The organism is Luteimonas marina, from assembly GCF_007859325.1.
Lineage (GTDB): Bacteria > Pseudomonadota > Gammaproteobacteria > Xanthomonadales > Xanthomonadaceae > Luteimonas > Luteimonas marina.
The window spans coordinates 227,785-253,286 of record NZ_VOHK01000006.1 but is presented as its reverse complement, the minus strand read 5'-3'; the positions used below and the strand labels follow the sequence as shown (position 1 = coordinate 253,286).

The 25,502-nt window shown below is 69.7% G+C and carries 25 protein-coding genes; 15 read left to right on the top strand and 10 right to left on the bottom strand.

The features are described from left to right. The first annotated feature begins 33 nt into the window (after window positions 1–33). The 3 genes from FQY83_RS15035 (at window position 34) to FQY83_RS15025 (ending at window position 5,115) form a co-directional block, all read left to right on the top strand. Window positions 34–1,629: an AbgT family transporter gene (locus FQY83_RS15035; protein WP_146388790.1), complete on the top strand. Its 1,596-nt coding sequence runs from the start codon at window positions 34–36 to the stop codon at window positions 1,627–1,629. Between the two features lie 295 nt (window positions 1,630–1,924). Continuing rightward, window positions 1,925–3,418 carry a peptide MFS transporter gene (locus FQY83_RS15030; protein ID WP_146388834.1) on the top strand — a complete coding sequence of 498 codons (1,494 nt, stop codon included), beginning with the start codon at window positions 1,925–1,927 and terminating at the stop codon, window positions 3,416–3,418. A gap of 389 nt (window positions 3,419–3,807) precedes the next feature. Further along, a complete protein-coding gene (locus tag FQY83_RS15025; protein WP_146388789.1) occupies window positions 3,808–5,115 on the top strand; it encodes an MFS transporter in 1,308 nt (435 codons plus the stop codon). Window positions 5,116–5,230: 115 nt separating this feature from the next. On the opposite strand, the gene FQY83_RS15020 is transcribed toward FQY83_RS15025, so the two are convergent. Then, a complete protein-coding gene (locus FQY83_RS15020) occupies window positions 5,231–5,710 on the bottom strand; it encodes a MarR family winged helix-turn-helix transcriptional regulator (RefSeq protein ID WP_146388788.1) in 480 nt (159 codons plus the stop codon). 94 nt (window positions 5,711–5,804) lie between these two features. On the opposite strand from FQY83_RS15020, the gene hppD reads away from it, so the two are divergent. From hppD to FQY83_RS15000, 4 genes are all read left to right on the top strand, one after another. Further along, the gene (hppD, locus tag FQY83_RS15015) at window positions 5,805–6,917 is read left to right on the top strand and encodes a 4-hydroxyphenylpyruvate dioxygenase (protein ID WP_192906718.1); all 1,113 of its coding nucleotides are present in this window, start codon (window positions 5,805–5,807) and stop codon (window positions 6,915–6,917) included. A 57-nt stretch (window positions 6,918–6,974) separates the two neighbouring features. Continuing rightward, window positions 6,975–8,270, top strand: coding sequence for a homogentisate 1,2-dioxygenase (gene hmgA, locus FQY83_RS15010; RefSeq protein ID WP_146388787.1), 1,296 nt, complete (start codon window positions 6,975–6,977; stop codon window positions 8,268–8,270). A gap of 83 nt (window positions 8,271–8,353) precedes the next feature. Continuing rightward, the gene (locus FQY83_RS15005) at window positions 8,354–9,016 is read left to right on the top strand and encodes a hypothetical protein (RefSeq protein WP_146388786.1); all 663 of its coding nucleotides are present in this window, start codon (window positions 8,354–8,356) and stop codon (window positions 9,014–9,016) included. Between the two features lie 197 nt (window positions 9,017–9,213). Beyond that, window positions 9,214–10,158, top strand: a complete 945-nt coding sequence (locus tag FQY83_RS15000) for a sodium:calcium antiporter (protein WP_146388832.1) — start codon at window positions 9,214–9,216, stop codon at window positions 10,156–10,158. A gap of 31 nt (window positions 10,159–10,189) precedes the next feature. On the opposite strand, the gene FQY83_RS14995 is transcribed toward FQY83_RS15000, so the two are convergent. The 6 genes from FQY83_RS14995 to FQY83_RS14970 form a co-directional block, all read right to left on the bottom strand. Beyond that, entirely contained in the window at window positions 10,190–10,564 is a 375-nt protein-coding gene (locus FQY83_RS14995) for a Na+/H+ antiporter subunit G (protein ID WP_146388785.1), read from the bottom strand. Beyond that, window positions 10,561–10,803 carry a K+/H+ antiporter subunit F gene (locus tag FQY83_RS14990; protein WP_133001157.1) on the bottom strand — a complete coding sequence of 81 codons (243 nt, stop codon included), beginning with the start codon at window positions 10,801–10,803 and terminating at the stop codon, window positions 10,561–10,563. The genes FQY83_RS14995 and FQY83_RS14990 overlap by 4 nt, the downstream gene beginning before the upstream one ends. Window positions 10,804–10,871: 68 nt before the next feature. Continuing rightward, the gene (locus FQY83_RS14985) at window positions 10,872–11,363 is read right to left on the bottom strand and encodes a Na+/H+ antiporter subunit E (protein ID WP_146388783.1); all 492 of its coding nucleotides are present in this window, start codon (window positions 11,361–11,363) and stop codon (window positions 10,872–10,874) included. Then, window positions 11,360–12,910 (bottom strand): monovalent cation/H+ antiporter subunit D, encoded by a 1,551-nt coding sequence (locus FQY83_RS14980; RefSeq protein ID WP_146388782.1) that lies wholly within the window; start codon window positions 12,908–12,910, stop codon window positions 11,360–11,362. Before FQY83_RS14980 ends, FQY83_RS14985 begins: the two co-directional genes overlap by 4 nt. Further along, a complete protein-coding gene (locus tag FQY83_RS14975) occupies window positions 12,907–13,269 on the bottom strand; it encodes a Na+/H+ antiporter subunit C (protein ID WP_146388831.1) in 363 nt (120 codons plus the stop codon). The genes FQY83_RS14980 and FQY83_RS14975 overlap by 4 nt, the downstream gene beginning before the upstream one ends. A 20-nt stretch (window positions 13,270–13,289) precedes the next feature. Next, window positions 13,290–16,121, bottom strand: coding sequence for a monovalent cation/H+ antiporter subunit A (locus tag FQY83_RS14970; protein WP_146388781.1), 2,832 nt, complete (start codon window positions 16,119–16,121; stop codon window positions 13,290–13,292). Between the two features lie 99 nt (window positions 16,122–16,220). Here FQY83_RS14970 and FQY83_RS14965 point away from each other — a divergent pair, with 99 nt between their 5' ends. Then, the gene (locus tag FQY83_RS14965; protein ID WP_146388780.1) at window positions 16,221–17,138 is read left to right on the top strand and encodes an NAD-dependent epimerase/dehydratase family protein; all 918 of its coding nucleotides are present in this window, start codon (window positions 16,221–16,223) and stop codon (window positions 17,136–17,138) included. A gap of 11 nt (window positions 17,139–17,149) precedes the next feature. On the opposite strand, the gene FQY83_RS14960 is transcribed toward FQY83_RS14965, so the two are convergent. The 3 genes from FQY83_RS14960 to FQY83_RS14950 form a co-directional block, all read right to left on the bottom strand. Then, a complete protein-coding gene (locus FQY83_RS14960; RefSeq protein ID WP_146388779.1) occupies window positions 17,150–18,058 on the bottom strand; it encodes a DMT family transporter in 909 nt (302 codons plus the stop codon). 4 nt (window positions 18,059–18,062) lie between these two features. Further along, window positions 18,063–18,563 (bottom strand): Mpo1 family 2-hydroxy fatty acid dioxygenase, encoded by a 501-nt coding sequence (locus FQY83_RS14955; RefSeq protein ID WP_146388778.1) that lies wholly within the window; start codon window positions 18,561–18,563, stop codon window positions 18,063–18,065. A 160-nt stretch (window positions 18,564–18,723) separates the two neighbouring features. Continuing rightward, window positions 18,724–19,620: a phosphoribosylaminoimidazolesuccinocarboxamide synthase gene (locus FQY83_RS14950; RefSeq protein ID WP_146388777.1), complete on the bottom strand. Its 897-nt coding sequence runs from the start codon at window positions 19,618–19,620 to the stop codon at window positions 18,724–18,726. An 89-nt stretch (window positions 19,621–19,709) separates the two neighbouring features. On the opposite strand from FQY83_RS14950, the gene FQY83_RS14945 reads away from it, so the two are divergent. The 7 genes from FQY83_RS14945 (at window position 19,710) to FQY83_RS14915 (ending at window position 25,479) form a co-directional block, all read left to right on the top strand. Continuing rightward, a complete protein-coding gene (locus FQY83_RS14945; RefSeq protein ID WP_146388776.1) occupies window positions 19,710–20,036 on the top strand; it encodes a J domain-containing protein in 327 nt (108 codons plus the stop codon). 5 nt (window positions 20,037–20,041) lie between these two features. Continuing rightward, window positions 20,042–20,716 carry a ribulose-phosphate 3-epimerase gene (rpe, locus tag FQY83_RS14940; RefSeq protein WP_146388775.1) on the top strand — a complete coding sequence of 225 codons (675 nt, stop codon included), beginning with the start codon at window positions 20,042–20,044 and terminating at the stop codon, window positions 20,714–20,716. Beyond that, on the top strand, window positions 20,713–21,186 hold the full coding sequence (gene rraA, locus FQY83_RS14935; RefSeq protein WP_146388774.1) for a ribonuclease E activity regulator RraA: 474 nt from the start codon (window positions 20,713–20,715) through the stop codon (window positions 21,184–21,186). Before rpe ends, rraA begins: the two co-directional genes overlap by 4 nt. 241 nt (window positions 21,187–21,427) lie before the next feature. Then, window positions 21,428–22,366, top strand: coding sequence for a lipid kinase YegS (gene yegS / locus FQY83_RS14930; RefSeq protein ID WP_146388773.1), 939 nt, complete (start codon window positions 21,428–21,430; stop codon window positions 22,364–22,366). 209 nt (window positions 22,367–22,575) lie between these two features. Further along, window positions 22,576–24,066, top strand: coding sequence for an anthranilate synthase component I (trpE, locus tag FQY83_RS14925; protein WP_146388772.1), 1,491 nt, complete (start codon window positions 22,576–22,578; stop codon window positions 24,064–24,066). Then, window positions 24,066–24,815 carry a class I SAM-dependent methyltransferase gene (locus FQY83_RS14920; protein WP_158636530.1) on the top strand — a complete coding sequence of 250 codons (750 nt, stop codon included), beginning with the start codon at window positions 24,066–24,068 and terminating at the stop codon, window positions 24,813–24,815. The genes trpE and FQY83_RS14920 overlap by 1 nt, the downstream gene beginning before the upstream one ends. 85 nt (window positions 24,816–24,900) lie before the next feature. Further along, window positions 24,901–25,479 carry an anthranilate synthase component II gene (locus FQY83_RS14915; RefSeq protein WP_146388770.1) on the top strand — a complete coding sequence of 193 codons (579 nt, stop codon included), beginning with the start codon at window positions 24,901–24,903 and terminating at the stop codon, window positions 25,477–25,479. Window positions 25,480–25,502 lie beyond the last annotated feature (23 nt).

The window sequence follows — 25,502 nt, the reverse complement described above, 5'->3', positions numbered from 1 at the left end:
CATCGCAACAGGATCGACACCCGGGAACCCGTGATGAGCCAATCCCCAGCGACACCGCCTTCCACTCCGCGCGGCTTCGGCGCCCGTGTCCTCGACACGGTCGAGCGCGTGGGCAACCGCTTGCCCGACCCCGCGGCGCTGTTCCTGCTGCTGATGCTGCTGGTGTGGGCGCTGTCGTGGCTGCTCTCGGGCGTGGAGTTCGAGGCGATCAATCCCGCCACCGGCGAGCCGATCCGGATCGTCAACCTGCTGGCGGGCGAGTCGCTCACTGCGTTCATGGCCAACATGTATCGGGTGTTCATGGCCTTCGCGCCGCTGGGCGTGGTGCTGACGGCGATGCTCGGCCTCGGCGTGGCCGAGCACACCGGCTACATCAACGCCGCGCTGCGGCGGATGCTGTCGATCACGCCGAAATCGCTGCTGACCCCGGCGCTGGTCGCGGTGGCGGTGCTGAGCCACGTCGCGGTCGACGCGGGCTACGTGCTGGTGATCCCGCTGGGCGGGGTGATCTTCTACGCGGCGGGCCGGCATCCGCTGGCCGGCATCGCGGCGGCGTTCTGCGGCGTGTCCGGCGGCTTCTCGGCGACGCTGTTCGTGCCCTCGTCGCTGGATCCGCTGCTCGCGAGCTTCACCCAGGAGGCCGGGCGCATCCTCGATCCGGCGCTGGTGGTCAATCCGCTCAACAACTGGATCTTCACCACGACCTCGAGCTTCCTGATCATCGCGATCGGCTGGTTCGTCACCGACCGCATCATCGAGCCGCGGCTGGCGCGGACCGCGGTCGACGGCGACACGAAGGACCTGCCGACGATGGCGCCGCTGTCGGACGCCGAGCGCCGCGGCCTGCTGTGGGCGACGCTGGCGATGCTGGCCGCGCTGGCGCTGTTCGCGCTCAGCCTGCTGCCCGAGGCCTCGCCCTGGCGCGCGCCGCCGGACACGCCCGCGGTCGTCGCCGGCGGCAATCCGCTGCTGGTGGCGCAGGCGCCGGTGATGCAGTCGATCGTGGCGCTGATCTTCATCCTGTTCCTGATCCCCGGCATCGTCTACGGCTACGTCGCGGGCACGGTGAAGACCCACCGCGACGTCATCGCGGCGATGACCAAGGCGATGGGCGGCATGGCCTACTACATCGTCATCGCGTTCTTCATCGCGCAGTTCCTGGCCGGCTTCAACGGCTCGGGCCTGGGCACGCTGATGGCGGTGGAGGGCGCGGACCTGCTCGAGGCGCTGGGGCTGCCGATGTGGATGACGATCATCGGCCTGATCGTGATGACCGGCATCGTCAACCTGTTCATCGGCTCGGCCTCGGCGAAATGGGCGCTGCTGGCGCCGATCATGGTGCCGCTGATGATGCAGCTCGGAGTGTCACCGGACCTGACCCAGGCCGCGTACCGCGTCGGCGATTCGATGACCACGATCATCACCCCGCTGATGCCGTATTTCCCGCTGATCGTGGTGTTCTGCCAGCGCTACGTGAAGGCCGCCGGCATCGGCACGCTGGCCTCGATGATGCTCCCGTACTCGATCGCGCTGTCGCTGCTGTGGACCGCGCTGCTGCTGGCGTTCTGGGGCCTGGGCGTACCGCTGGGGATCGGCGCCGGCTACGGCTATCCGGCTGGCGGCGGCTAGGGCCCGTGGGAGCGATCTCGGTCGCGATGCCTCCGGACGGACCATCGGCGCTTCCCATCGCGACCGAGGTTGCTCCCACGGGGAGGGGTATGGCGCCTGACCGGAGCGGGGAGGCCGGCCGGGTTCCCAAGCGGCCGCTCCCGGGCTATAACGTTGCGCCTGAAACGACCGTCGCGCGTGAGGCCGCGCCGCCGCCCAGGCCCGCCGGCCGGGTCGGCGGCGGTTCGATCCAGCATCCTTCACGGGGGAGTCCCACCGCATGAGTTCCAACCGCATCGAGCCCGCAGGTCCGGGCATGGAGCAGCCGGCTTCCGGCACCGCCATTCCCGAGTTCGCCCAGGTGATGGGCCACCCGCGTCCGCTGTGGATGCTGTTCATGACCGAGTTCTGGGAGCGCTTCGCGTTCTACGGCATGCGCTGGGCGCTGGTGCTGTACATCGTGGCGCAGTTCTACAGCGGCGATGCCAGCGGCGAGGCGCCGGCGAGCGAACTCTACGGCGCCTACCTCGCGCTGGTGTACGCGGCGGCGATCTTCGGTGGCTACGTCGCCGACAAGCTGATCGGCTACCAGCGCTCGATCCTGCTCGGCGCGGTGTTCATGGCCGCGGGCCTGTTCCTGATCATGGTGCCCAGCGAGCAGTGGCTCAAGCTCGGCCTGGCCACGGTGATCGTCGGCAACGGCCTGTTCAAGCCGATCATCTCGACCATGGTGGGCAAGCTCTACGCCACCGGCGACGAGCGCCGCGATTCGGGCTTCACCATCTTCTACATGGGCATCAACATGGGCGCGTTCATCGCGCCGATCCTGACCGGCTGGCTGGCCGAGAAGGTGTTCGGCAGCGACGGCATGCCGGCCTACAAGGTGGTGTTCATCGCCGCCGGCATCGGCATGGTGTTCAGCCTGCTGTGGTTCTGGTTCGGCCGCGCCCAGCTCAAGGGCATCGGCGCGGCGCCCACCGAGGCCCCGGGCCTGGGTCGCGTGCTGATGGTGGCGGTCGGCGCGGTGGTCGCGATCCCGGTCTACTACTTTCTGCTCACCATCGACGCCGGGGTGCTGAACTGGATCCTGATCGCGCTGTTCGTGGCGCCGGCGGTCATGCTGCTGGTCGAGGGCATCCGCGAGGGATCGGTGCAGCGCGACATGGTGATCGCGATGCTGATCATCTTCGGCTTCAACGTGCTGTTCTGGATGTTCTTCGAGCAGGCCGGCAGCTCGTTCAACTTCCTCGCGCAGAACATCGTCGAGCGCGACCTCGGCGGCTGGGTCTTCCCGGTGGGCTGGTTCCAGTCGGTGAACTCGATCGCGATCATCACCCTGGCGCCGGTGCTGGCGTGGCTGTGGGTGAAGATGGGCTCGGCCAATCCGTCGATCCCGCGCAAGTTCGGTCTCGGCCTGATCTTCAACGGCCTGGCCTTCCTGCTGCTGATGCTGGCGCTGTCGGGCATGGTCGACCCGCAGACGCTGAAGATCCCGTTCTGGACGCTGTTCATGGTCTACGTGATCCAGTCGGTGGGCGAGCTGTGCCTGTCGCCGATCGGCCTGTCGATGACCACCAAGCTGGCGCCGGCGAAGCTGACCGGCCTGGCGATGGGCGGCTGGTTCCTGTCGATCGCGATCGGCAACAACCTCTCGGGCATCTTCGCCAGCAGCGTGAGCGGCGAGGGCGGGATGACGGTCGAGTCCGCGCACGCCGGCTACACCTTCGGCTTCTGGGCGCTGCTGGGCGCGGGCGTGCTGCTGTTCCTGATTGCGCCGCTGATCCAGAAGCTGATGCATGGGGTGAAGTGACGCAATGGCCTGCGCGCAAAGCGCGCAGCTGCCATTGCGTCATCCCGAGCCGCAGGCGAGGGATCTTCGCTCCGGTCGAGGGCGTCGCGCCGGAGACAAGATTCCTCATCCGCTTCGCGGGTTCGGAATGACAAGTACCCTGCCAACCATGCCGTCATGCCAGCGAAAGCTGGCATCCATGTTGCCCTTGGAATGGGAGCGCGAGCGTCAAAATGGATGCCAGCTTTCGCTGGCATGACGGCATGGAATGCTGGGGCTGCAGTGGCATGACGGCGATGCGCGGACGAAATCGGCGGCGAACGCCGGCGAGCGCCGCAACCGCACCGCGCATCGCCCCTCGTGCAAACCGCTAGAGTGTCCATCGACGCGAACCGCCCGCCATCCCGCCGATGACCGCCACCGCCGCCACGCCCCTGCCGCGCCCCACCGCCCCCCAGCGCTGGCTCGCCCTGCTGCTGGTCAGCCTGGCGATGTTCGGCAACTACTACGTCTACGACGCGCTGAACCCGGTGATCGACCTGCTGCGCACGCAGCAGGGCTTCAGCTACGGCCAGATCGGCGCGCTCTCGACCGCCTACAACGTCGCCGCGCTGCTGGTGCTGCTGGCCGGTGGCTACGTCATCGACCGCTTCGGCACGCGCACCGCGATCCTGGTGTTCTCGGCGATCTGCGTGGCCGCCGCCGCGCTCACCGCGGCCACGCCGCACTTCGAGACGATCCTCGCCGGCCGCTTCCTGCTCGGCCTCGGCGCCGAACCGCTGATCGTCGCCGCGACCACGGTGCTGGCGAAGTGGTTCAGCGGCAAGGAGCTCGGCTTCGCCTTCGGCCTGAACCTGTCGGTATCGCGGCTGGGCTCGGCCTCGGCGGACTGGTCGACCTCGTTCGCCAGCCCGCTGTACGCGAACTGGCAGGATCCGCTGTGGCTGGCGACCGGCGTGGTCGGCGTCGGGCTCGCCGCGGCGGCGCTGTACTGGATGCAGGAGCGCCGCGCGCAGGGGCGCATCGACCTCGGCGAGGCCGGCGAGACCGATCGTCTCGAACTGCGCCGGCTGTACGCCTTCGGCCGCGCGTACTGGTACATCGTCGCGCTGTGCGTGGTGTTCTACGCGACGATCTTCCCGTTCCGCACCTTCGCCATCGACTACTTCCAGCAGGCGCACGGCCTCGGGCGCGAGGCGGCGGGCCTGCTCAGCAGCCTGCTGCCGATGGCCGCGATCGTGCTCACGCCGCTGTTCGGGCTGTGGGCGGACAGGGTCGGCCGGCGCGCGCTGTTCATGGTCGCGGGCACGCTGCTGATGCTGCCGCTGTTCCTGATGGTCACCTACCTGCCGCCGGGGCCGCTGCTGGCGATCCCGTTCACCGCGCAGTCGGTGCCGGCGACCCTGCTGCTGGTGGCGGTGCTGCTGGGCGGTGTGTTCTCGCTGATTCCGGCGGTGCTGTGGCCGGCGGTGGCCTACATCGTCGAGGCGCGGCGGCTGGGCTCGGCGTATGCGCTGATGACGTTCTGCCAGCAGGTCGGCTGGGCGGCGGTGCCGCCGGTGGTGGGCCTGCTCAACGACCGCGCGGCGGCGGGGCCGGGGAATCCCGCCGGGTACGCGGGCGGGATGTGGTTCTACACGGCGCTGGTCGCGGTGGGCCTGGTCTTCGCGTGGAAGCTGTGGCGGCTGGAGTCCGCAGCCGGCAACGCCGCGGCGTGAGCCGTGCGGCGGAGGGCGGGAACGATGTCATTCCGAGCGCAGCGAGGAATCTGCTTTCGAACTGCGACAGAAGCAGATTCCTCGCTGCGCTCGGAATGACATGCAGTTCAATACCTCAGATATGCCGCAGCATCTCCTCCATGCCCGGCCCGGCGAGCTTTTCGATCAGGCGATCGAGCGTCGCGCGCTCGTCCTCGCTCAGGGGCGAGAGCAGGTTGCTTTCGCAGGCCAGCACCATCGGCGCGACCTCGGCGTGGACCGAGTAGCCGGCCTCGGACAGGGTCAGCACCGAGCGGCGGCGGTCGTCGCCGTGGATCTCGCGCTGCACCAGGCCGCGCTCCAGCAGCCGGGCCACGGCGCGGCTGACCGCGACCTTGTCCATCGCGGTGCGTTCGGTCACCTCGCGCGCGGACAGGCCCGGGAAGCGCCCCAGCACCGCCATCACCCGCCATTCGGTGATCGCCAGCCCGAAGCGGCGGTGGTACTCGCTGGAAATCGCGTTGCTGACCCGGTTGGACAGCACGCTCAGGCGGTAGGGGAGCAGGTGCTCCAGGTCGAAGGTGACGGAGGCGGGCTGGGCGGTCGGCTCGGACATGATGCGTTGCACCTTGCTAGTGGTTGCATGTGAAACTATAAAATAGGCGACCCGACGCGGGCCGCGTCGCCCATTTCCCCGGCAGGAGTATCACATGACAGCGCAGTCACAACCCGCAGGCGGCCATGCCGGCATGCAGGTCGCCACCTTCGAGAACCCGATGGGGATCGACGGCTTCGAGTTCGTCGAGTATTCCGCCCCGCCGGGCGAGGCCGGGCACCTGCACGATTATTTCAGGAAGCTCGGCTTCGTTCAGGTCGCGCGCCACCGCACGCGCCCGATCACCACCTATCGCCAGGGCGACTGCACCTTCCTGATCAACGAGGATCCCGATTCCTTCGCCGCGCGCTTCGCCGCCGAGCACGGGTCGAGCGCCTGCGGCTTCGCGATCCGCTTCAGCAAGCTCGCCGAGTGGGTGCGGGTGCAGGCGCTGAAGAACGGCGCCGAGGCCTTCGACGCCAAGGACGAACTGAGCAAGGCCGTCGCTGCGCCGGTGATCAAGGGCATCGGCGGCTGCATGCTGTACCTGGTGGACCGCTACGACGACAAGGGCACGATCCACGACCCGGACTACGAGATCCTGCCGGGCGCCGAGCTGATGCCCGAGGGCTTCGGCCTGACCTTCATCGACCACCTCACCCACAACCTCTACCAGGGGAACATGGCGAAGTGGTCGGACTACTACGAGCGCCTGTTCAACTTCCGCGAGATCCGCTACTTCGACATCAAGGGCGCCAAGACCGGCCTGCTGTCGAAGGCGATGACCGCACCCGACGGCATGGTGCGCATCCCGCTCAACGAGTCGAGCGATCCCAAGAGCCAGATCAACGAATACCTCGACACCTACCACGGCGAGGGCATCCAGCACATCGCCTGCTTCACCGACGACATCTATGCAACGGTGGAGGCCATGCGCGCGCAGGGCGTGGAGTTCCTCGATACGCCTGATACCTACTTCGAGGTGATCGACCAGCGCATCCCCGACCACGGCGAGGACGTCGAGCGGCTGGCGCGCAACAAGATCCTGATCGACGCCGACCCGGAGACCAAGCAGCGCAAGCTGCTGCAGATCTTCACCACCAACGCGCTTGGCCCGATCTTCTTCGAGATCATCCAGCGCAAGGGCAACGAGGGCTTCGGCGAAGGCAACTTCCAGGCGCTGTTCGAGAGCATCGAGCGCGACCAGATGAAGCGCGGGGTGCTGTAACCTTGTCCTGAAAGCTCCTCTCCCGCAGGGAGAGGGGCTTAACCAGCGAGACGCGTCATGACCACGACAGGCTACATGTCCGGCTTCGGCAACGAGTTCGCGACCGAAGCGATCCCCGGCACGCTGCCGGTCGGGCGCAACTCGCCGCAGAAGGTGGCGCACGGCCTGTACGCCGAGCAGCTGACCGGCAGCGCCTTCACCGCGCCGCGCGGCGAGAACCGCCGCAGCTGGCTGTACCGCATCCGCCCGGCGGCGATGCACGGGACATTCGCGCCGTTCGCGCAGCCGCGCTTCCACGACCGCTTCGGCGAGGCGCCGGTGTCGCCCGACCAGATGCGCTGGAACCCGCTGCCGACGCCGGAGGCGCCGAAGGACTTCGTCGAAGGCCTGTACACCATCGCCGGCAACGGCGGCAGCGATGCGCATGCCGGCGTCGGCATCCACCTGTACGCGGCCAACACCGCGATGCGCGGCCGCTACTTCTACAGCGCCGACGGCGAGCTGCTGATCGTGCCGCAGCAGGGCCGGCTGCACATCGCCACCGAGCTCGGCGTGCTCGACGTCGAACCGCAGGAGATCGCCGTGATCCCGCGCGGCGTGCGCTTCCGCGTCGAGCTGCCCGACGGCGCCTCGCGCGGCTACGTCTGCGAGAACTTCGGCGCGATGCTGCGCCTGCCGGGGCTCGGGCCGATCGGCTCCAACGGCCTGGCCAACCCGCGCGATTTCCTCACGCCGGTCGCCGCCTGGGAGGATCTCGACGGTGGCTTCGAACTGATCGCCAAGTTCAACGGCCACCTGTGGCACGCGCCGATCGAGCACTCGCCGCTGGACGTGGTCGGCTGGCACGGCAACTACGCGCCTTACAAGTACGACCTGCGCCGCTTCAACACCATCGGATCGATCAGCTTCGACCATCCCGACCCGAGCATCTTCACCGTACTCACCGCGCCCAGCGACACGCCCGGCACCGCGAACATGGACTTCGCGATCTTCCCGCCACGCTGGCTGGTGCAGCAGGACACCTTCCGCCCGCCGTGGTTCCACCGCAACGTCGCCAGCGAATTCATGGGCCTGATCCACGGCGTGTACGACGCCAAGGCCGAGGGCTTCGCGCCCGGCGGCTGCTCGCTGCACAACTGCATGAGCGGGCACGGGCCGGATGCGGCGACGTTCGAGAAGGCGAGCAGCGCCGACCTGTCGAAGCCCGACGTCATCGCCGACACCATGGCCTTCATGTTCGAGACGCGCGCAGTGCTCAAGCCGACCAGGCAGGCGGTCGAGGCCGCGCACCGGCAGCGCGACTACCAGGCCTGCTGGGCGGGCCTGCAGAAGCACTTCGCGCCGCCGCGCTGAGGGCCGCTCCTGCAGGTTGTCGTCAAGGCGCTCACATGCGCCGTGACATGCTTCGGCCACCACAACCGACACCGGAGCCCCGCATGCGCCTCCAGACCACCGTCCTCGCCGCCGCCATCGCCGCCCTGTGCGCCTGCAGCGCGCAGCGCGAAGAAGCCGACACGCCCTCGCAGGCCGTCGAGGACGCCGTCCCCGTCGCGGATGCGCCGATCGACCAGCCGCCGTACGACGTGCCGCCGGCGACCATCATCGGGGATACCACCGGCTCGCTGCGCGTCGACGGGCCGGCCGAGGGCACGATCACGTTCGAAGGCTTCGGCCCGGCGAAGTTCGGCGCCACCGCCGAGGCCGTGCGCCAGGCCTGGGGCGGCGACCTCGGCGACGCGCAGCCGTCGGAGCCGGGCGGCTGCTACTACCTGATCCCGCAGCCGCTCGGCAGCGAGGGCTATCGCACCGCGTTCATGGTCGAAGGCGACCGGTTCGCGCGCATCGACGTGCGCGATGCCTCGGTGACCGCGCCCGGCGGCGCGAAGGTCGGCATGACCGGCGACGAAGTGCGCGCGCTGTATCCCGGCCGCGTCGAGGAGCAGCCGCACAAGTACGATCCCGAAGGCAAGGTGCTTCGCGTGGCGGCCGGGGCCGGCGGCGACGCCGCGCTGGTGCTGGAGCTCGACAAGGACGGCCGCGTCGACGAATGGCGCGTGGGCGTGCCGCCGCAGGTGGACTACGTGGAAGGGTGTTCCTGAGGACGTCCCGGATCTGTCATCCCGAGCCCTTCGGCTTCGCTCAGGGCAGGCTCCGCGACGGATCTCGTCGTATCGCCTAAGGACAGGAGATCCCTCGCTGCGCTCGGGATGACAACTGGTCCGTCGGGATGACGCCGTTGGTATTCGACGTGGCGGATCAATAGAATCGCAGCAGATCCGGCGAAAGGGGCGTGGCGATGATCGGTGCGCTGTTCTACTTCGCGGCAGGCCTCTTCCTGCTCGCGCTCGGCGGCGATTCGGTGGTCAAGGCGGCGGCCGGGATCGCGCGGCGCGTGGGCATCTCGCCCTTCGTCACCGGGCTGGTGCTGGTCGCCTTCGCGACGTCGCTGCCGGAACTCGCGGTCAACCTGCGCGCGATCTGGATCGGCGATACCGCGCTCGCGCTCGGCAACGCAGTCGGCAGCAACATCGCCAACTTCGGCCTGACCCTCGGCGCGGCCGCGCTGTGCGCGCCGCTGCTGATCCGCTGGAAGGCGCTGCCATCGCTGCTGGTGTGCCTGGTGGTGGCGACGCTGGCCACGATCCTGCTGGGACAGGACGGTCGGCTCACGCGCTTCGACGGCCTGGTGCTGCTGGCGGCCTTCGTCGCCGTGCTCGGCTTCTCGTTCGCGTTCGGTCGCCGCCAGCCGGAGCTGCGCAGCGAGTTCGCCGCGTTCGCCGACACGCGCACCGATCCGGCGCTGAACCTGGCGCGCTTCGCCATCGCCGCCGCGCTGCTCTACTTCGGCGCCAAGTGGGTGGTGCAGGGCGGCGCGGAGCTCGGTGAGGCGCTGGGCATGGAGTCGCTGCTGAGCGGCCTGCTGCTGGTCGCGATCGGCACCGCGCTGCCGGAAATGGCGGCCGCGATCGCCGCCGCGCGACGCGGGCAGGGCGACATCGTCGCCGGCCACGTCATCGGCTCGAGCCTGTTCAACTTGCTGGTCGTGGTCGGCGGCATGGCGGTGGTGCGCGACGTGGCGCTGCCGGCCTCCTTCGTGCGCTTCGAGCTGCCGGCGGCGCTGGTGTTCGCCGCGCTGCTGCTGCCGATGCTGCGCGGCGACCTGCGCATCAGCCGCGCCGAGGGCGGGGTGCTGATGCTGGCGTTCCTGGCCTGGGTCGCGTTCGAGCTGTGGATGGCCTGACGCGGGGTAGCCCCGACCCACGCCGTCGCGGTCAGAAGCTCTCGTCGCCGCCGTCGGGACGCGGCGGCACGTGGGTGTCCTCGTCGGAGCGGCCCGGCAGCTGTGGGCGCTCGTCCATGCGCAGCGACAGCGCCGCCTTCGACATCAGGTGCGCGCTGATCGGCGCGGTGATGAACAGGAAGGCGGTGATCAGCAGCTCGCGCGGCTGCGGGTCGCTGTCGATGAACAGGTGGTAGCCCACCGAGGCCGCCAGCACGCAGCCCACGCCGAGCGTGCTGGCCTTGGTCGGCGCGTGCAGGCGGCGGAAGAACTCCGACAGCTTCACCAGGCCGACGCCGCCCATCAGGAGGAAGAAGCTGCCGGTGAGCAGCAGCGCGGCCAGCACGATCTCCCAGAAGATGTTCATTCGACGATGTCCCTGCGGATCACGTACTTGCTCAGCACCACGGTGCTGACGAAGCCGAGCATGGCGATCACCAGCGCGGCCTCGAAGTAGACGGCGCTCTTGATGTACATGCCCAGCAGCATCAGCTCGGCGATGGCGGTGACGTTGAGGGTGTCCAGGGCGAGGATGCGGTCGGGCACGGTGGGGCCGCGCAGCAGCCGCCACAGCGCCATCAGCATGGCCGCGCCGACCACGTACATCGACACGCCGATGGCGATGTCGACCAGGCCGTGGCCGAACAGCTGGATGCCGTCGAGTTCGGGGGTGGTCACGGGAAGATCTCCATCAGCGGGCATTCGTATCGGCGCTTGATGTCGGCCACCAGCCGGGCCTCGTCGTCGAGGTCTAGCACGTGCACCAGCAGGTAGCGGCGATCGTCCGACAGCGCCGCGGTGACGGTGCCCGGTGTGAGGGTGATGATGCAGGCCAGCGCCGAGATGCCGTGGATGTTCTGTATGTCCAGCGGGTACCAGATGAAGCCGGAATGGATCTTCGCCTCGCGCCCGAGCACCTGCCGCGCCACGCGCACGTTGCTCATCACGATGTCGACCAGCAGCACCAGCAGCAGGTTCGGCAGCGGGCGCAGGCGGCCGATGCGCGCGAACTCGCGGTCGATCCGGGTCGCGTACAGCGGGATCACCAGGCCCAGCGCCAGCGCCATCGTGAACTGGGCGAAGTTGACCTCCGAGACCATCAGCAGCCAGAACACGATGATCGTGAACGTGAGCGGCAGCGAGGGCAGGAAACGGCGGCGGTTCATGGCAGCCGCCCCTGCTGCAGCGCGGCGCGCACCTGCTCGACGTAGGCCGCCGGCGCCAGCAGCTGTTCGGCGGTGGCGCGGGTGTAGGCGACGACCGGGCCCGGGACCACGGCCATCGCCACGCCGTAGGACAGCAGCAGCATGGTGGCGATGGTTTCGGGCAGGCGCAGGCGGCCGCGGGCGTTGCGCGGCCCGTCGCCGGACGGGGCGTCCTGCACCGGTGCCGGCTTCCAGAAGATGCGCGTCCCGGCGCGGGTGAGCCCCACGATCACCAGCATGCTGCTGCCCAGCAGCGCCGGCCAGGCCCAGCGGATGTCGGCTTCCGGCACCGCCTGCAGCAGCAGGGTCTTGCCGATGAAGCCCGACAGCGGCGGCAGGCCCGCGACGGAGATCGCGCCGACCATGAACATCGCGCCCGCCATCACCCGCACGCCCGGCGCCGGGGCGAAGGCGCGCAGCGCGTCGCCGGCGTCACCGCGGCCGCGGCGCACCAGGTCGGCGATCAGGAACAATGCCGCGGCGACGAAGCTGCTGTGCACCAGGTAGTAGAGGCCCGCGGTGATGGTGCCGGCCGAGCGCAGGCCGAAGGCGATGAACAGCGTGGTCGCCGAGACCAGCACCACGTAGGCCACCAGCACCCGCAGCCGCGAGGCGGCGAGCACGCCCAGCGTGGCCAGGGCCAGGCCGCCGACCGCGGCCGGCAGTATCCAGTCCCAGCCGTAGCCGGCCATCGCGCCCGCGTCCTCGCCGAGCACCAGCGAGCCCACGCGCAGCACCGCGTAGATGCCGACCTTGGTCATGATCGCGAACAGCGCCGCCACCGACGCAGGCGCTCGGGTATAGGCCTCGGGCAGCCACAGGTACAGCGGCAGCAGCGCGGCCTTGGCGCAGAACACCACCAGCAGCAGGCCGATGGTGGCCTTGGCCAGCGGCAGGCTGGCTTCCGGGGTCGTCGCCACGCGCGCGGCGAGTTCGGCCATGTTGAGCGTGCCGAACACGCCGTAGACCAGGCCCAGCGCGATCAGGAACAGGGTCGAGGCGGCGATGTTGAAGGCCACGTAGTGCAGGCCCGCGCTCATGCGCACGCCGCGCCCGCCCGACAGCAGCAGGCCGTAGGAGGCGATCAGCATCACCTCGAAGAACACGAACAGGTTGAAGATGTCGCCGGTCAGGAAGGCGCCGTTGAGGCCCATCAGCTGCAGCTGGAACAGGGCGTGGAAGTGCGGCGCGCGCCGGTCCCAGCCCGAGCAGGCGTGCAGCAGGCAGGCCACCCCCAGCAGCGAGGTCGCGAGCACCATCAGCGCCGACAGCCGGTCGACCATCAGTGCGATGCCGATGCGCGCCGGCCAGTCGCCGAGCAGGTAGACCAGGATGGAGCCCTCGTGCGCGCGCGCCACCAGCAGGATCGCGGCCAGCAGCGTGGCGAGCATGAAGGTCCACGCCACCGAACGCTGGACGACGGTGCCGATGCGGCGGTGCTCGACGAACAGCGACAGCGCGCCGCCGAGCAGCGGCAGCAGGATCGGCAGGATCGGCAGCTGGGTCACTGGCCGCCCTCCCGGTCGTCGCGCACGTCGCCGGCGTCGACGTGGTCGCTGTCGTTGTCGGCGCGGCTGCGCATGGCCAGCACGATGCTCACCGCGGTCATCGCGAACGAGATCACGATCGCGGTCAGCACCAGCGCCTGCGGCAGCGGATCGGTGTGGTTGGCGAGGGTCGCGTCCACGCCCGGCTGCAGCACCGGCGGCTTGCCCACGGTCAGGCGGCCGCTGGAGAAGATCAGCAGGTTGGTGGCGTACGAGAGCAGGGTGAGCCCCAGGATCACGTCGAAGCTGCGCGCGCGCAGCACCAGGTACACGCCGGCGAACACCAGCACGCCGATGCCGCTGGCGATCGCCGCTTCCAGCGAGATCATGTCCAGATGCATCACGCAGCCTCCCCGGTGATGGCCGAGCGCGTGGCGGGATCGATCGTGCCGCGGTGCGCGATCATCTTCTTGGAGGGCTTGAGCGTGCCCATCATCGACAGGATCAGCATGGTGCTTCCGAACACGACCAGGTAGACGCCCAGGTCGAAGGCCGCGGCGCTGGCCAGCGGGATCGTGCCCAGCAGCGGCAGTTCCAGGTCGTAGTGGCCGCTGGTCAGGAAGGGTGTGTCGAACAGCATCGCCGCGGCGCCGGTCATCAGCGCCACCATCAGGCCGATGCCGATCATGCGGATGTAGTCGAAGCCGAAGCGCGACTCGACCGAGGCCGCGCCCTGGATCACGTACTGGATCAGCAGCGGCACCGCGAGCGTCAGGCCGGCGATGAAGCCGCCGCCGGGCGCGTTGTGGCCGCGCAGGAACAGGAAGATCGACACCACCAGCGTCAGCGGGAACATCATCTGCGCCAGGTCGGCCGGCACCGGCAGCTTGACCGGCGGCCCGGGCATGACTTTTTCCGGGGCCATGCGCGCGCGCCGCAGCATGGCGTGCACCACCAGGCCGGCGATGCCGAACACGGTGATCTCGCCGAAGGTGTCGAAGCCGCGGAAGTCGACCAGGATCACGTTGACCACGTTCGTGCCCCAGGCCTCGGGCAGGGAACGCGCGGTGATCTCGGCGGCCGCGCCGTTCACCGGCGGCCTCGTCATCATCGCCCAGGCCAGTCCCGCGGTGCCGACGCCGGCGGCCAGGGCCACCGCGCCGTCGCGCAGGCGGCGCGGCATCGAGCGTTCGGGTGGCGAATCCTTGGGCAGGTAGTGCAGGCCCAGCAGCATCAGCGCCACCGTCACCAGTTCCACCAGCAGTTGGGTCAGCGCCAGGTCGGGCGCCGACAGCGCGACGAAGGTCATGCTCACCGCCAGCCCGCAGCCGCCCATCACCAGCACCGCCAGCAGGCGGTGGCGGTACAGCGCCAGCGTGGCGAAGGCGCAGCAGACCAGCAGCCACCACAGCACCCAGGCCAGGCGCACCATCGGCTGCCCGGCGAAGACCGTCGCCTGCTGCGGCTCGCCCCAGGCGGCGACGAAGGGCGCGGCGCCGGCGGCGATCGCGACCATCAGCAGCCACAGCAGGCTGCGCTGCATGCTGCCGTTGGCGACGGTGTGGGTGAAGCGGCGGCCGAGGCGGAACAGCGCCTCGATGTTGAGGTGGAACAGCTTGCGTCCCTGCGAATGGCGCACGATCGCGTGCAGGTCCAGCAGCCGGCGCAGGCCCAGGTACAGCAGCACGCCGCAAACCACGCCGCCCAAGCTCATCAGCAGCGGGGTGTTGACGCCGTGCCAGACCGCCAGGCTGTACTCGGGCAGCGCGTCGCCGAGCACGCCGCGCGCGGCGGTGGCCAGCGCCGGGCCGATGGTCCACTGCGGCGCGACGCCCACCGCCACGCAGGCCACCACCAGGATCGCCACCGGCACCTGCATGAAGCGCGGCGGCTCGTGGATCTCGCGATCGACCGCGCGCGGGCCGCGGCCGAGGAAGGTGTCGTGGACGAAGCGCAGGCTGTAGGCCACGCCGAAGGTCGCGAACAGGAACGCGGCCACGGTGATGAAGATGCGCATGCCCTCGTGGGCCTCGATCTCCAGCGCCTGCGCGAAGAACATCTCCTTGGACAGGAAGCCGTTGAGCAAGGGGATGCCGGCCATCGCCAGCGAGGCGATGATCGCCAATGCGCTGGTATAGGGCAGCAGCCGGCGCAATCCGCCCAGGCGGCGCATGTCGCGGGTGCCGGTCTCGTGGTCGATGATGCCCGCGGCCATGAACAGCGAGGCCTTGAAGGTGGCGTGGTTGAGGATGTGGAACATCGCCGCCACCACCGCCATCGGCGTCGACAGGCCGAGCAGCAGGGTGATCAGGCCCAGGTGGGAGATGGTCGAGTACGCCAGCACGCCCTTGAGGTCGTGCTGGAAGATCGCGTTCCAGGCGCCGATCAGCAGGGTCAGGGCGCCGACCGTGGACACCACGTAGAAGAACAGGTCGGTGCCGGCCAGCGCCGGGTGCAGCCGCGCCAGCAGGAACACGCCGGCCTTCACCATCGTCGCCGAGTGCAGGTAGGCCGACACCGGGGTCGGCGCTGCCATCGCGTGCGGCAGCCAGAAGTGCAGCGGGAACTGCGCGCTCTTGGTGAACACGCCGGCCAGCACCAGGCCGAGGATCCAGGGATAGAACTCGTGGGCGCGGATGGCGTCGCCCGCGGCCAGCACCGCGTCGAGTTCGTAGCTGCCGACCACGCGCCCGATCATCACCACGCCGCCGAGCAGCGCCAGTCCGCCGGCGGCGGTGATGGTCAGCGCCATGCGCGCGCCCTCGCGGGCGTCGTCGCGCTTGAACCAGAAGCCGATCAGCAGGAACGAGCTGATCGAGGTCAGTTCCCAGAACACCACGGTGAGCAGCAGGTTGCCCGACAGCACCATGCCCAGCATCGCGCCCATGAACAGCAGCAGGTAGCAGAAGAAGCGGCGGGCCTTCTCCTCCGCGCCGAGGTAGTAGTGCGCGTACAGCACCACCAGCGCGCCGATGGCCAGCACCATCAGCGAGAACATCCAGCCCAGGCCGTCCAGGCGCAGGGTGAACAGCAGGCCGGCCGATTCGATCCACGGCCGGCTCGATTGCAGGATCCCGCCCGCCATCACCGTCGGCGTCAGCCATGCCAGCAGCGCCAGGCCCAGCAGCGGCGCGGCCGCGGCCAGCCAGGCGATGGTCCGTCGGGATGCGCCGCGGGACAGCGCGATGAGCAGCGCCGCCGCGAAGGGCAGGGCCAGGAGCAGTGGCAGCATCGAGGGTCCGGTGAGGGTGGAACGGCGCGACGCATCGCGCCGGCGGCCCAGTCTAACCGATGCCCCGGGCCCGGATGGGCGCACAGTATCCTTGCCGCGATGAGCGAGGATCCACCGCAATCGCCGCCCGTGCCGGCGACCGGCCACGGGCGCACGGCTCTGGTGTTCGGCGGCAGCGGCCAGATCGGCGCGCCGCTGCTGGCGCGGCTGGCCGGGCTCGGCTGGGATGTCCGCGCGCTGTCGCGCGAGCCCCGGCCGCCACGGCCCGGCGTGCGCTGGCTGCACGGCGAACTGGCGCAGCCCGGGGCACTGCCCGCCGCCGTCGACGCGATCCTGAGCTGCGGCCCGCTGGACGCGTTCAGTGCCTGGTTCGCGCGGGGCGACGTCGCCTGCCGCCGCGTGCTGGCCTTCGGCTCGACCAGCGTCGACATCAAGCAGGCTTCGGCCGATGCCGCGGAGCGCGACGTGGCCCGGCGACTGCGCGAGGCCGAGGCGCGGCTGTTCGACGCCGCGGCGAAGCGCGGCGTGGGCGCGACCGTGCTGCGCCCGACCCTGGTCTACGGCGCCGGCCGCGACGCCACGCTGACCCGCATCGCCGGCCTCGCGCGGCGGCTGCACGGTTTCGCCCTGCCGTCGGACGCGGTTGGATTGCGCCAGCCGGTGCACGTCGACGACCTCGCCGCCGCGGCGATCGCCTGCCTCGACGCGGCGGCGACGCATGGCCGCGCCTATGCGCTGCCCGGCGGCGAGACCCTGCCGTACCGCGAGATGGTCGCGCGCGTGCTGGCGGCGCTGCCCTCGCGACCGCGGCTGTGGACGCTGCCGCCGCCGCTGTTCCGCGCGCTGCTGGCGCCGGCGCGGCGGCTGGGCGTCGCCGCGGGATTCAACGACGCCGCGCTGGCGCGCATGCGCGACGACCTCGTGTTCGACGCCGCGCTCGCGCGCCGCGACTTCGGCTACGCCCCGCGCCGCTTCGCCCCGACCGCCGACATGCTCACGACCCCCGCATCCCCGTAGGCCGGAAAGGCTCACACCTCCGGCGTCACCTCGGCGACCGGTGGCCGCGCCTTCTGCAACGTGCGGATCGCGATCAGCAGCACGCCGCCGAGCACCATCGCACCGCCGATCCACAGCGCCGGCCCCGGGCGGTCGCCCCAGAACGCGATGCCCAGCAGCACAGCGAACACCGGCGTCATCAGCAGGTAGGGCGTCACCTGCGCCACCGGATGGCGCTGCACCAGCTTGAAGAACAGCCCGTGGCCCAGCAGCGAGGCGAACACCGCCGCATATGCCGCGCCACCCCAGCCGACCCAGCTGGCCTCACGCAGCGCGGCGAAGCCGCCGGGCTCGAAGACCAGGCTGATCGCCAGCAGCGGCAGCAGGCTCAGCGCCGCGGTCCAGCCCTGCTGGTCGACCATGCCCACGCCCTTGAGCCCGCGCATCAGCACCGTGCCGATCGCCACCATCAGCGACGACCCGAGCATCACCAGCAGCGCTGCCGGCCGGTCCAGCACCATCGGATCGAAGCCCAGCACCAGCACGCCGGCCAGGCTGATGGTGATCCCGAGCGCGGTGCGCCAGGCGAAGCGTTCGCCCAGCCACCACCACGCCAGCAGCACCGCCATCGGCACGTAGGTCTGGGTGACGATCGCCGGCGAGGACAGGTTGCCGGCCAGCTTCAGCGCCAGGAAGCTGGTGCCGAAGTGCAGCACCCCGGTGAACAGCGCGATGCCGGCCAGCCGCGGCCACTGCGAGCGCGGCGGCACGCGCAGGAAGGCCGCGAGCAAGGCGACCACGATGGCCATGCGCAGGGCGGTGAACAGGAACGGCGGGATCTCCTGCAGCGCGTGCGCGGAGGTCAGGAAGTTGACGGCCCAGCACAGGCAGATCAGCAGCGCGAGCGCGAGGTCGCGTCCGCGCAGGCCCGGGGCCGTCATGGACTCACCAGCGCCAGCCGAGCTTGCGGTAGAGCTTGGACAGCACCCAGGCCGGGCCGATCAGCAGGTAGCGCAGGTCGGTGAAGAAGCTCGGCTTCTTGCCCTCGAACAGCTTGCTGTGGCCGACGAACTGCGCGATCCACGCCACCACGAACACGCCGATGGCGAGCCACAGCAGGAAGCGCGTGCCCTGCAGGCGCTCGATCCAGAACGTCAGCCACAGCATCGCCACGAACACGGCGAGCATGCCGAAGCCGATCCGGCGCGAATTGCGGAAATAGAACATCCACGCCGCGAAGCAGGCCAGTCCCGCCCACAGCCCGGCGCGGAACCCGCTCTCGGGCGGCACCGGGATGCACCACAGCAGCGCGATCACGCTCCACAGGATCGCCGGCACCGCGAACACGTGGATCAGCTGGTTGGTGTCGTTGCGGTGGTCGCTGGAATAGCTGGCGAACCAGCGGTCGATGGGGCGTTCCGACGGCGATTCGTGGATCGCGTTCATGACCTCCCTCCAGGGGGTGCCGGTGTTTGCGTGCAGGATAGCGCAGGGGGGCGTTGCGTGGCCGTCGTGCCGGCGTGTCGGGAGATTTCTCCCTTCGGTCGAAATGACAAAACCCGGTTGTCATTTCGACCGAAGGGAGAAATCCCCCGCGACCACCCGCTCAATCGACTTCGATCCCCGCCAGCTTCTGCAGCGCCTCGGCATAGCGTGCACGTGTGCGCTCGATCACCTCCGCCGGCAGTTTCGGCCCGGGCGCGGTCTTGTCCCAGTCCAGCGTCTCCAGGTAATCGCGCACGATCTGCTTGTCGTAGCTCGGCGGGCTGGTGCCGACTTCGTATTCGTCCGCCGGCCAGTAGCGCGACGAATCCGGCGTGAGCATCTCGTCCATCACGTACAGGCGGCCGTCCTCGTCGGTGCCGAACTCGAACTTGGTGTCGGCCAGCAGGATGCCGCGTTCGGCCGCATAGGCCGCGGCGTGCTTGTACAGGCGCAGGGTGGCGTCGCGCACCTGCTCGGCGAGGTCGGCGCCGGCGAGCTTGACCGCGGTGTCGAAGTCGATGTTCTCGTCGTGGTCGCCGACCGCGGCCTTGGTCGAGGGCGTGAAGATCGGTTCGGGCAACTGCTCGGCCTGGCGCAGGCCGTCGGGCAGGGCGATGCCGCTCACGCGGCCGGTGCGCTGGTAGTCCTTCCAGCCGCTGCCGATGATGTAACCGCGCGCGATCGCCTCCACCGGCACCGGCCGCAGCTTCTTCGTCACCACCGCGCGCTTCGCGTACAGCGCCGGGTCGACGCCTTCGGGCAGCACCTCGGCCACGTCGATGCCGGTCAGGTGGTTGGGCATCAGCGCCGCGGTCCGCGCGAACCAGAAGTTGCTGATCTGGCACAGCATCTCGCCCTTGCCCGGGATCGGGTCGGGCAGCACCACGTCGAAGGCGCTGAGGCGGTCGCTGGCGACGATCAGCAGCCGCTCGTCGCCGAGGTCGAACACGTCGCGGACCTTGCCGCGGTGGCGCAGGGTGAGGCCGGGCAGTTCGGAGGACAGCAGCGTGGTCGCCAAGGAGGGTGGCCTTCGGGCGGGCCGGCCAGTGTAGTGCCATTTGCGGCGGCGATGAACGGGTGGGCCGGGTGGCCGGCTACACTGTCGGCATGAATCGCTGGTATGGAAAAGTCCTGGGCTTCATCGCCGGCTGGCTGCTGCTGCGGCACCCGGGCGGCGGCCTGATCGGGCTGCTGATCGGCCACGCCTTCGACGCCGGCTGGGTCGCGCCGGGCCGGGCCGCGCCGTACCGCGTGCTCGGCCTGGCCAGCGACGCCAGCGACGCCGAGATCGACCAGGCCTACCGGCGGCTGATGTCGCAATACCACCCCGACAAGGTCGCGGGCGCGGCGCCGGAGCTGCGCGAACAGGCCGAGAGGAAGGCGAGCGAGATCAACGCCGCCTACGACAAGATCAAATCGAAACGCAGACGCTGACCGCCATGCAGACCCCCGTCATCGCCCCGTCCATCCTCTCGGCCGACTTCGCCAGGCTCGGCGAGGAAGTCGACAACGTCCTCGCCGCCGGCGCCGACTGGGTGCACTTCGACGTGATGGACAACCATTACGTGCCCAACCTCACCATCGGCCCGCTGGTGTGCGAGGCGCTGCGCAGGCACGGCGTCACCGCGCCGATCGACGTGCACCTGATGGTCGAGCCGGTGGACCGCCTCGTTCCCGACTTCGCGAAGGCCGGCGCCAGCCTGATCAGCTTCCACCCGGAAGCCTCGAAGCACGTGCACCGCACGATCCAGCTGATCAAGGCCGAGGGCTGCCGGGCCGGGCTGGTGCTGAACCCGGCCACGCCGCTGGACGTGCTCGACCACGTGCTCGACGAACTCGACCTGGTGCTGCTGATGTCGGTGAACCCCGGCTTCGGCGGGCAGGCTTTCATCCCCTCGGCGCTGGACAAGCTGCGCCGCGTGCGCGAGCGCATCGACGCTAGCGGCCGGTCGATCCGGCTCGAGATCGACGGCGGGGTGAAGCCGGACAACATCGGCGAGATCGCCGCCGCGGGCGCCGACACCTTCGTCGCCGGCAGCGCGATCTTCGGCAAGCCGGACTACGCGGCGGTGATCGCGCAGATGCGCGCCGAGATCGCGAAGGCGGCGCGATGAACACCTGCGACCTTTGCGACGCGTTCGAGGACAAGGTCCGCGTGCTGGAACTGCCGCTGCGCGACTACGGCGGGCGCGTCGCCTTTTCCGGCCTCGTCAGCACGGTCAAGGCGCTGGAGGACAATTCGCGCGTGCGCGAGGCGGTGGCCGAACCCGGCGAGGGCCGCGTGCTGGTGATCGACGGCGGCGGCTCGCTGCGGCGCTCGATGCTCGGCGACATGCTCGCGGAGAAGGCCGTCGCCAGCGGCTGGAGCGGCGTGCTGGTGCATGGCGCGATCCGCGACAGCGTCGCGATCGGCCGGCTCGACCTCGGCGTCAAGGCGCTGGCGACCTGCCCGCTCAAGACCGACAAGCGCGGGCAGGGCCTGCGCGACGTGCCGGTGGCGTTCGGCGGACTGGTGATCGTGCCGGGACAGTGGCTCGCGGCCGACGAGGATGGCGTGGTCGTGGCGGACGCGCCGCTGGGCTGAGCGCGGTGCCGTATCGGGTCCGCCGCTTCCCTGACGACGGACCCGCCTTGTCGCGGCGGGTCCGTCGCCGGAAGACATGAGGGCAATCCAGCCCCCGCCCGTCGTCCCTGCTATGGACTCCCATGCTGGCGGCGTTTCGTGACGCGGCGATGACGGTTTGCTGTTCCCGGCTTCACCGGATCCTCCGCCCCACCGTGGATCATCCCGCACCGATGCCCGCGCCCTTTCGATCCCGCTCCCCATGACCTCACCCCACTGGCGCCTGATCCTCAACGGAAAATCCGCGGGCGACGACGACCTGCGCGCCGCCGTGCACGCAATGCGCGAACGCGGCGTCGTGCTCGACGTGCGCGTCACCTGGGAAGACGGCGACGCCGGGCGCCACGTCGCCGAGGCCATCGCCGACCGCGTCGGCACCCTCGTCGCGGCCGGCGGCGACGGCACGCTCAGCGAAGTCGCCACCGCGCTCGCGCATTGCGACCTGCAGGTCGACGCGCTGCCGACGCTGGGGCTGGTGCCGATGGGCACCGCCAACGATTTCGCCGCCGCCGCCGGCCTTCCGGACGCACCCCTGTCCGCGCTCGAACTGGTCGCCGCGCAGCCGGCGCATGCGATCGACCTGCTGCGCCTCGAGGCCAACGGCCGCACGCACTGGGCGGCCAACCTCGCCAGCGGCGGTTTCGGCACCCAGGTGACCGTCGAGACGCCGGAAGGCATGAAGAAGCTGCTCGGCGGCCTCGCCTACCTGCTGACCGGCCTGTCGAAGCTCGGCCGCATCGAGCCGGTGGAGGCGACGCTGCATGGCCCCGACTTCGCGTGGCGCGGCGGCTTCATCGCGCTCGGCGTCGGCAACGGACGCCAGGCGGGCGGCGGCCAGGCGCTGTGCCCGGATGCGTGGGTCGACGACGGCCGGCTCGACGTCACCGTGATCCCGGAACTGGCCGGCGAGGTCGCGGCGACCCTGGGCACGGTGGTCAGCGAGGGCAAGATCGCCGCGCTCGACCGCGTCGCCACCCGCGCGCGACTGCCGTGGATCGAAATCGATGCGGCGCAGCCGCTGGTCCTCAACCTCGACGGCGAACCGGTCGAGGCGAAGCACTTCCGCATCGAATGCGCGCCGGGTCGCGTGCGCATGCACCTGCCCGCCGACTGTCCGTTGCTGTCGCAACCATCGCGGTAGGAGCGGCTTCAGGCGCGACCGGATGCACGTATCGCCAATTGTCCCCGTGGATCGCGGCCGAAGCCTCCTACAAAACCGCAGGCAAAGCCGCTACATTACGGACATGGGCGCGTCCGCATTCCCGCATTTCCGTGCTGCCGGCGAAGGCTGGCGATGGTGGCCCGTCGCCGCCGTCGCAACCGCCCGCCCGCATCCCGAGGAAATGCCGCGTGACCTCGCCAGACGAATTCCAGCAATCCGCCGCTGAAGGCCATACCCGCATCCCCGTCGTGCGCGAGGTCCTTTCCGACCTCGACACCCCGCTGTCGGTCTACCTGAAGCTCGCCGACGGCCCGCACACCTACCTGTTCGAATCGGTCGAGGGCGGCGAACGCTTCGGCCGCTATTCGATCATCGGCCTGCCGGCGACGCGCGTGTTCGCCTTCCACGGCCATGCGCTGACCGTCAGCGAGCACGGCGAAACGGTCGAGACGCGCCACGTCGAGGACCCGTTCGCGGAAGTCGAGCGCCTGCGTGCCGAACACTCGGTGCCGCGCCTGAAGGGCCTGCCGGGCTTCAGCGGCGGACTTGTGGGCTGGTTCGGCTTCGAGTGCATCGAGTACATCGAGCCGCGCCTGCGCGCGAACGCCAATCCGGACGAACTCGGCACGCCCGACATCCTGCTGATGCTCAGCGAGGAAGTCGCGGTGTTCGACAACCTCAAGGGCCGCCTGTACCTGGTCGTGCACGCCGACCCGCGCGAACCGCAGGCCTGGGCGCGCGCCAACCGCCGGCTCGACGCGCTGGCGCACCGCCTGCGCCACGGCGGCGCCGGCTATCCCGAAACCCTGCGCCCCGAGGCGCTGGACGAGGCGCATTTCGAATCCGGCTTCACCCGCGACGGCTTCATCGACGCGGTGGCCAGGGCCAAGGACTACATCGCCGCCGGCGACGCCTTCCAGGTGGTGCTGTCGCAGCGCATGAGTGTGCCGTTCAACGCGCGTCCCGTTGACGTCTACCGCGCGCTGCGCGCGATGAACCCGTCGCCGTACATGTACTTCCTCGACGTCGGCGGCACCCAGGTCGTGGGCTCGTCGCCCGAGATCCTCGTGCGCCTGCAACTTACCGATGAAAGCGGGGGCGAAGTGACGGTGCGCCCGATCGCCGGCACCCGCCCGCGCGGCGCCACGCACGAGCAGGACCTCGCGCTGGAGGCCGAACTGCTGGCCGATCCCAAGGAGCGCGCCGAGCACGTGATGCTGATGGACCTCGGCCGCAACGACGTCGGCCACGTGTCGGAGGCGGGCAGCGTGCAGGTCGGCGACAGCTTCGTGATCGAACGCTACAGCCACGTCATGCACATCGTCAGCGAAGTCACCGGCCGCCTGAAGCCTGGCCTGGGCTACACCGACGTGCTGCGCGCGACCTTCCCGGCCGGCACCGTCAGCGGCGCGCCGAAGATCCGCGCGCTGGAGATCATCCGCGAACTCGAACCGGTCAAGCGCAACGTCTACGCCGGCGCCATCGGCTACATCGGCTGGCACGGCGACGCCGACACCGCCATCGCCATCCGCACCGCGGTGATCCAGGACGGCAAGCTGCACGTGCAGGCCGGCGCCGGCATCGTGTTCGATTCCGATCCGGCCAAGGAATGGGACGAAACCATGAACAAGGGCCGCGCGCTGTTCCGCGCGGTGGCGGAAGCGGCGAGGGGGTTGTGATGACGGAAGACGTGCGTGAACTGGTCGAGGCGTTGCGCCGGCTGCAGGCATTGCTGCCGGGCGTGCGCGGGTTCGACGACGACCGTTTCGCCGAGTTCAACGGCGAGTGGCAACGGACGGTGGAGGCGCTGAAGGATGCGGTATTCGTGCCCAATCCCGGCAACCGCAACCCCGATCGCCACAAGTTCGAGTACGCCGCCGGCGCGCAGGCGATTCAGAACATGCTCGACCTGGTGCCACACGTGCAGCGCTACATGGCGGCGCACTACGACCGTTTCGACGTGCTGAAGCTGCTGGACGTCGGCTCCGGGACCGGGGCCGGCGTCAACCTGCTTGCGCAGTTGCACAGCGACACCATGATCTGGTCGAAACTGCAGATCGATGCCATCGACTACGTGCCCTGGCGCAGCCGCTGGGTCGCGACGCAGTATCCGAAGATCGGCTACACCGTGATGGACAGCGCCGACCTGCCGTCGCGGGAATGGGACTTCGTGCTCTGCAGCCACGTGATCGAGCACCTGTCCGACACGCAGCCCATGATCCGCGACGTGCTGCGGGCGTGCCGCGGCTTCGCCTTCATCTACTGCCCTTACAACGAGGTCGAACTCAGCCCGGGACACCTGTCGGTGGTCACCGAGGCCGATTTCGAGCCGCATCGGCCCTGTGAGGTGATCGTGCAGGAAAGCATGGCGTTCTATGGTCCAGGCCGTCGCTGCATCATGGCAATCTTCGATTGCAGGGAGCGCTGATGGCCGCGTCTGCTCCGCGCCCTGCCATGCCCCGGCCCGCTCTGGCGCAGGCCGCGTCCGCGTTCCCGGATCCGGATGCCATTCCATGCTGCTGATGATCGACAACTACGACAGCTTCACCTGGAACCTCGTGCAGTACCTGCAGGCGCTGGGGGCGGAGACGAAGGTGGTGCGCAACGACGAATTGTCGGTCGAGGACATCGAACGACTGTCGCCCGAGCGCATCGTGATCTCGCCGGGGCCGTGCACGCCGAACGAGGCGGGGGTGTCGGTGGGGGTGATCGAGGCGCTGGGGCCGCGCATCCCGATCCTCGGCGTGTGTCTCGGCCACCAGAGCATCGGCCAGGCCTACGGCGGCCGGGTGGTGCGCGCGGGACGGATCATGCACGGCAAGACCTCGCCGATCCGGCACGAGGGCAAGGGCGTGTTCGCGGACCTGCCGGACGGCTACGAGGCCACGCGCTACCACTCGCTGGTGGTCGAGCGCGACTCGCTGCCGGAGGCGCTGGAGGTCACTGCGTGGACGGAGAACGAGGATGGTTCCTTCGAGGAGATCATGGGGCTGCGCCACCGCGGGCATCCGGTCGAGGGCGTGCAGTTCCATCCCGAGTCGATCCTGACCGAACATGGGCATGCCTTGCTCAAGAACTTCCTGGACCGGTGACCTCTCCTGTCGTCATCCCGGCG

Bases quoted from the DNA above. Each gene is read 5' to 3' on its own strand.
- FQY83_RS15035 (WP_146388790.1), top strand. From the start codon at position 34: ATGAGCCAATCCCCAGCGACACCGCCTTCCACTCCGCGCGGCTTCGGC.
- FQY83_RS15030 (WP_146388834.1), top strand. From the start codon at position 1,925: ATGGAGCAGCCGGCTTCCGGCACCGCCATTCCCGAGTTCGCCCAGGTG.
- FQY83_RS15025 (WP_146388789.1), top strand. From the start codon at position 3,808: ATGACCGCCACCGCCGCCACGCCCCTGCCGCGCCCCACCGCCCCCCAG.
- FQY83_RS15020 (WP_146388788.1), bottom strand. From the start codon at position 5,710: ATGTCCGAGCCGACCGCCCAGCCCGCCTCCGTCACCTTCGACCTGGAG.
- hppD (WP_192906718.1), top strand. From the start codon at position 5,805: ATGACAGCGCAGTCACAACCCGCAGGCGGCCATGCCGGCATGCAGGTC.
- hmgA (WP_146388787.1), top strand. From the start codon at position 6,975: ATGACCACGACAGGCTACATGTCCGGCTTCGGCAACGAGTTCGCGACC.
- FQY83_RS15005 (WP_146388786.1), top strand. From the start codon at position 8,354: ATGCGCCTCCAGACCACCGTCCTCGCCGCCGCCATCGCCGCCCTGTGC.
- FQY83_RS15000 (WP_146388832.1), top strand. From the start codon at position 9,214: ATGATCGGTGCGCTGTTCTACTTCGCGGCAGGCCTCTTCCTGCTCGCG.
- FQY83_RS14995 (WP_146388785.1), bottom strand. From the start codon at position 10,564: ATGAACATCTTCTGGGAGATCGTGCTGGCCGCGCTGCTGCTCACCGGC.
- FQY83_RS14990 (WP_133001157.1), bottom strand. From the start codon at position 10,803: ATGTACGTGGTCGGCGCGGCCATGCTGATGGCGCTGTGGCGGCTGCTG.
- FQY83_RS14985 (WP_146388783.1), bottom strand. From the start codon at position 11,363: ATGAACCGCCGCCGTTTCCTGCCCTCGCTGCCGCTCACGTTCACGATC.
- FQY83_RS14970 (WP_146388781.1), bottom strand. From the start codon at position 16,121: ATGCTGCCACTGCTCCTGGCCCTGCCCTTCGCGGCGGCGCTGCTCATC.
- FQY83_RS14965 (WP_146388780.1), top strand. From the start codon at position 16,221: ATGAGCGAGGATCCACCGCAATCGCCGCCCGTGCCGGCGACCGGCCAC.
- FQY83_RS14960 (WP_146388779.1), bottom strand. From the start codon at position 18,058: ATGACGGCCCCGGGCCTGCGCGGACGCGACCTCGCGCTCGCGCTGCTG.
- FQY83_RS14955 (WP_146388778.1), bottom strand. From the start codon at position 18,563: ATGAACGCGATCCACGAATCGCCGTCGGAACGCCCCATCGACCGCTGG.
- FQY83_RS14945 (WP_146388776.1), top strand. From the start codon at position 19,710: ATGAATCGCTGGTATGGAAAAGTCCTGGGCTTCATCGCCGGCTGGCTG.
- rpe (WP_146388775.1), top strand. From the start codon at position 20,042: ATGCAGACCCCCGTCATCGCCCCGTCCATCCTCTCGGCCGACTTCGCC.
- rraA (WP_146388774.1), top strand. From the start codon at position 20,713: ATGAACACCTGCGACCTTTGCGACGCGTTCGAGGACAAGGTCCGCGTG.
- yegS (WP_146388773.1), top strand. From the start codon at position 21,428: ATGACCTCACCCCACTGGCGCCTGATCCTCAACGGAAAATCCGCGGGC.
- FQY83_RS14920 (WP_158636530.1), top strand. From the start codon at position 24,066: ATGACGGAAGACGTGCGTGAACTGGTCGAGGCGTTGCGCCGGCTGCAG.
- FQY83_RS14915 (WP_146388770.1), top strand. From the start codon at position 24,901: ATGCTGCTGATGATCGACAACTACGACAGCTTCACCTGGAACCTCGTG.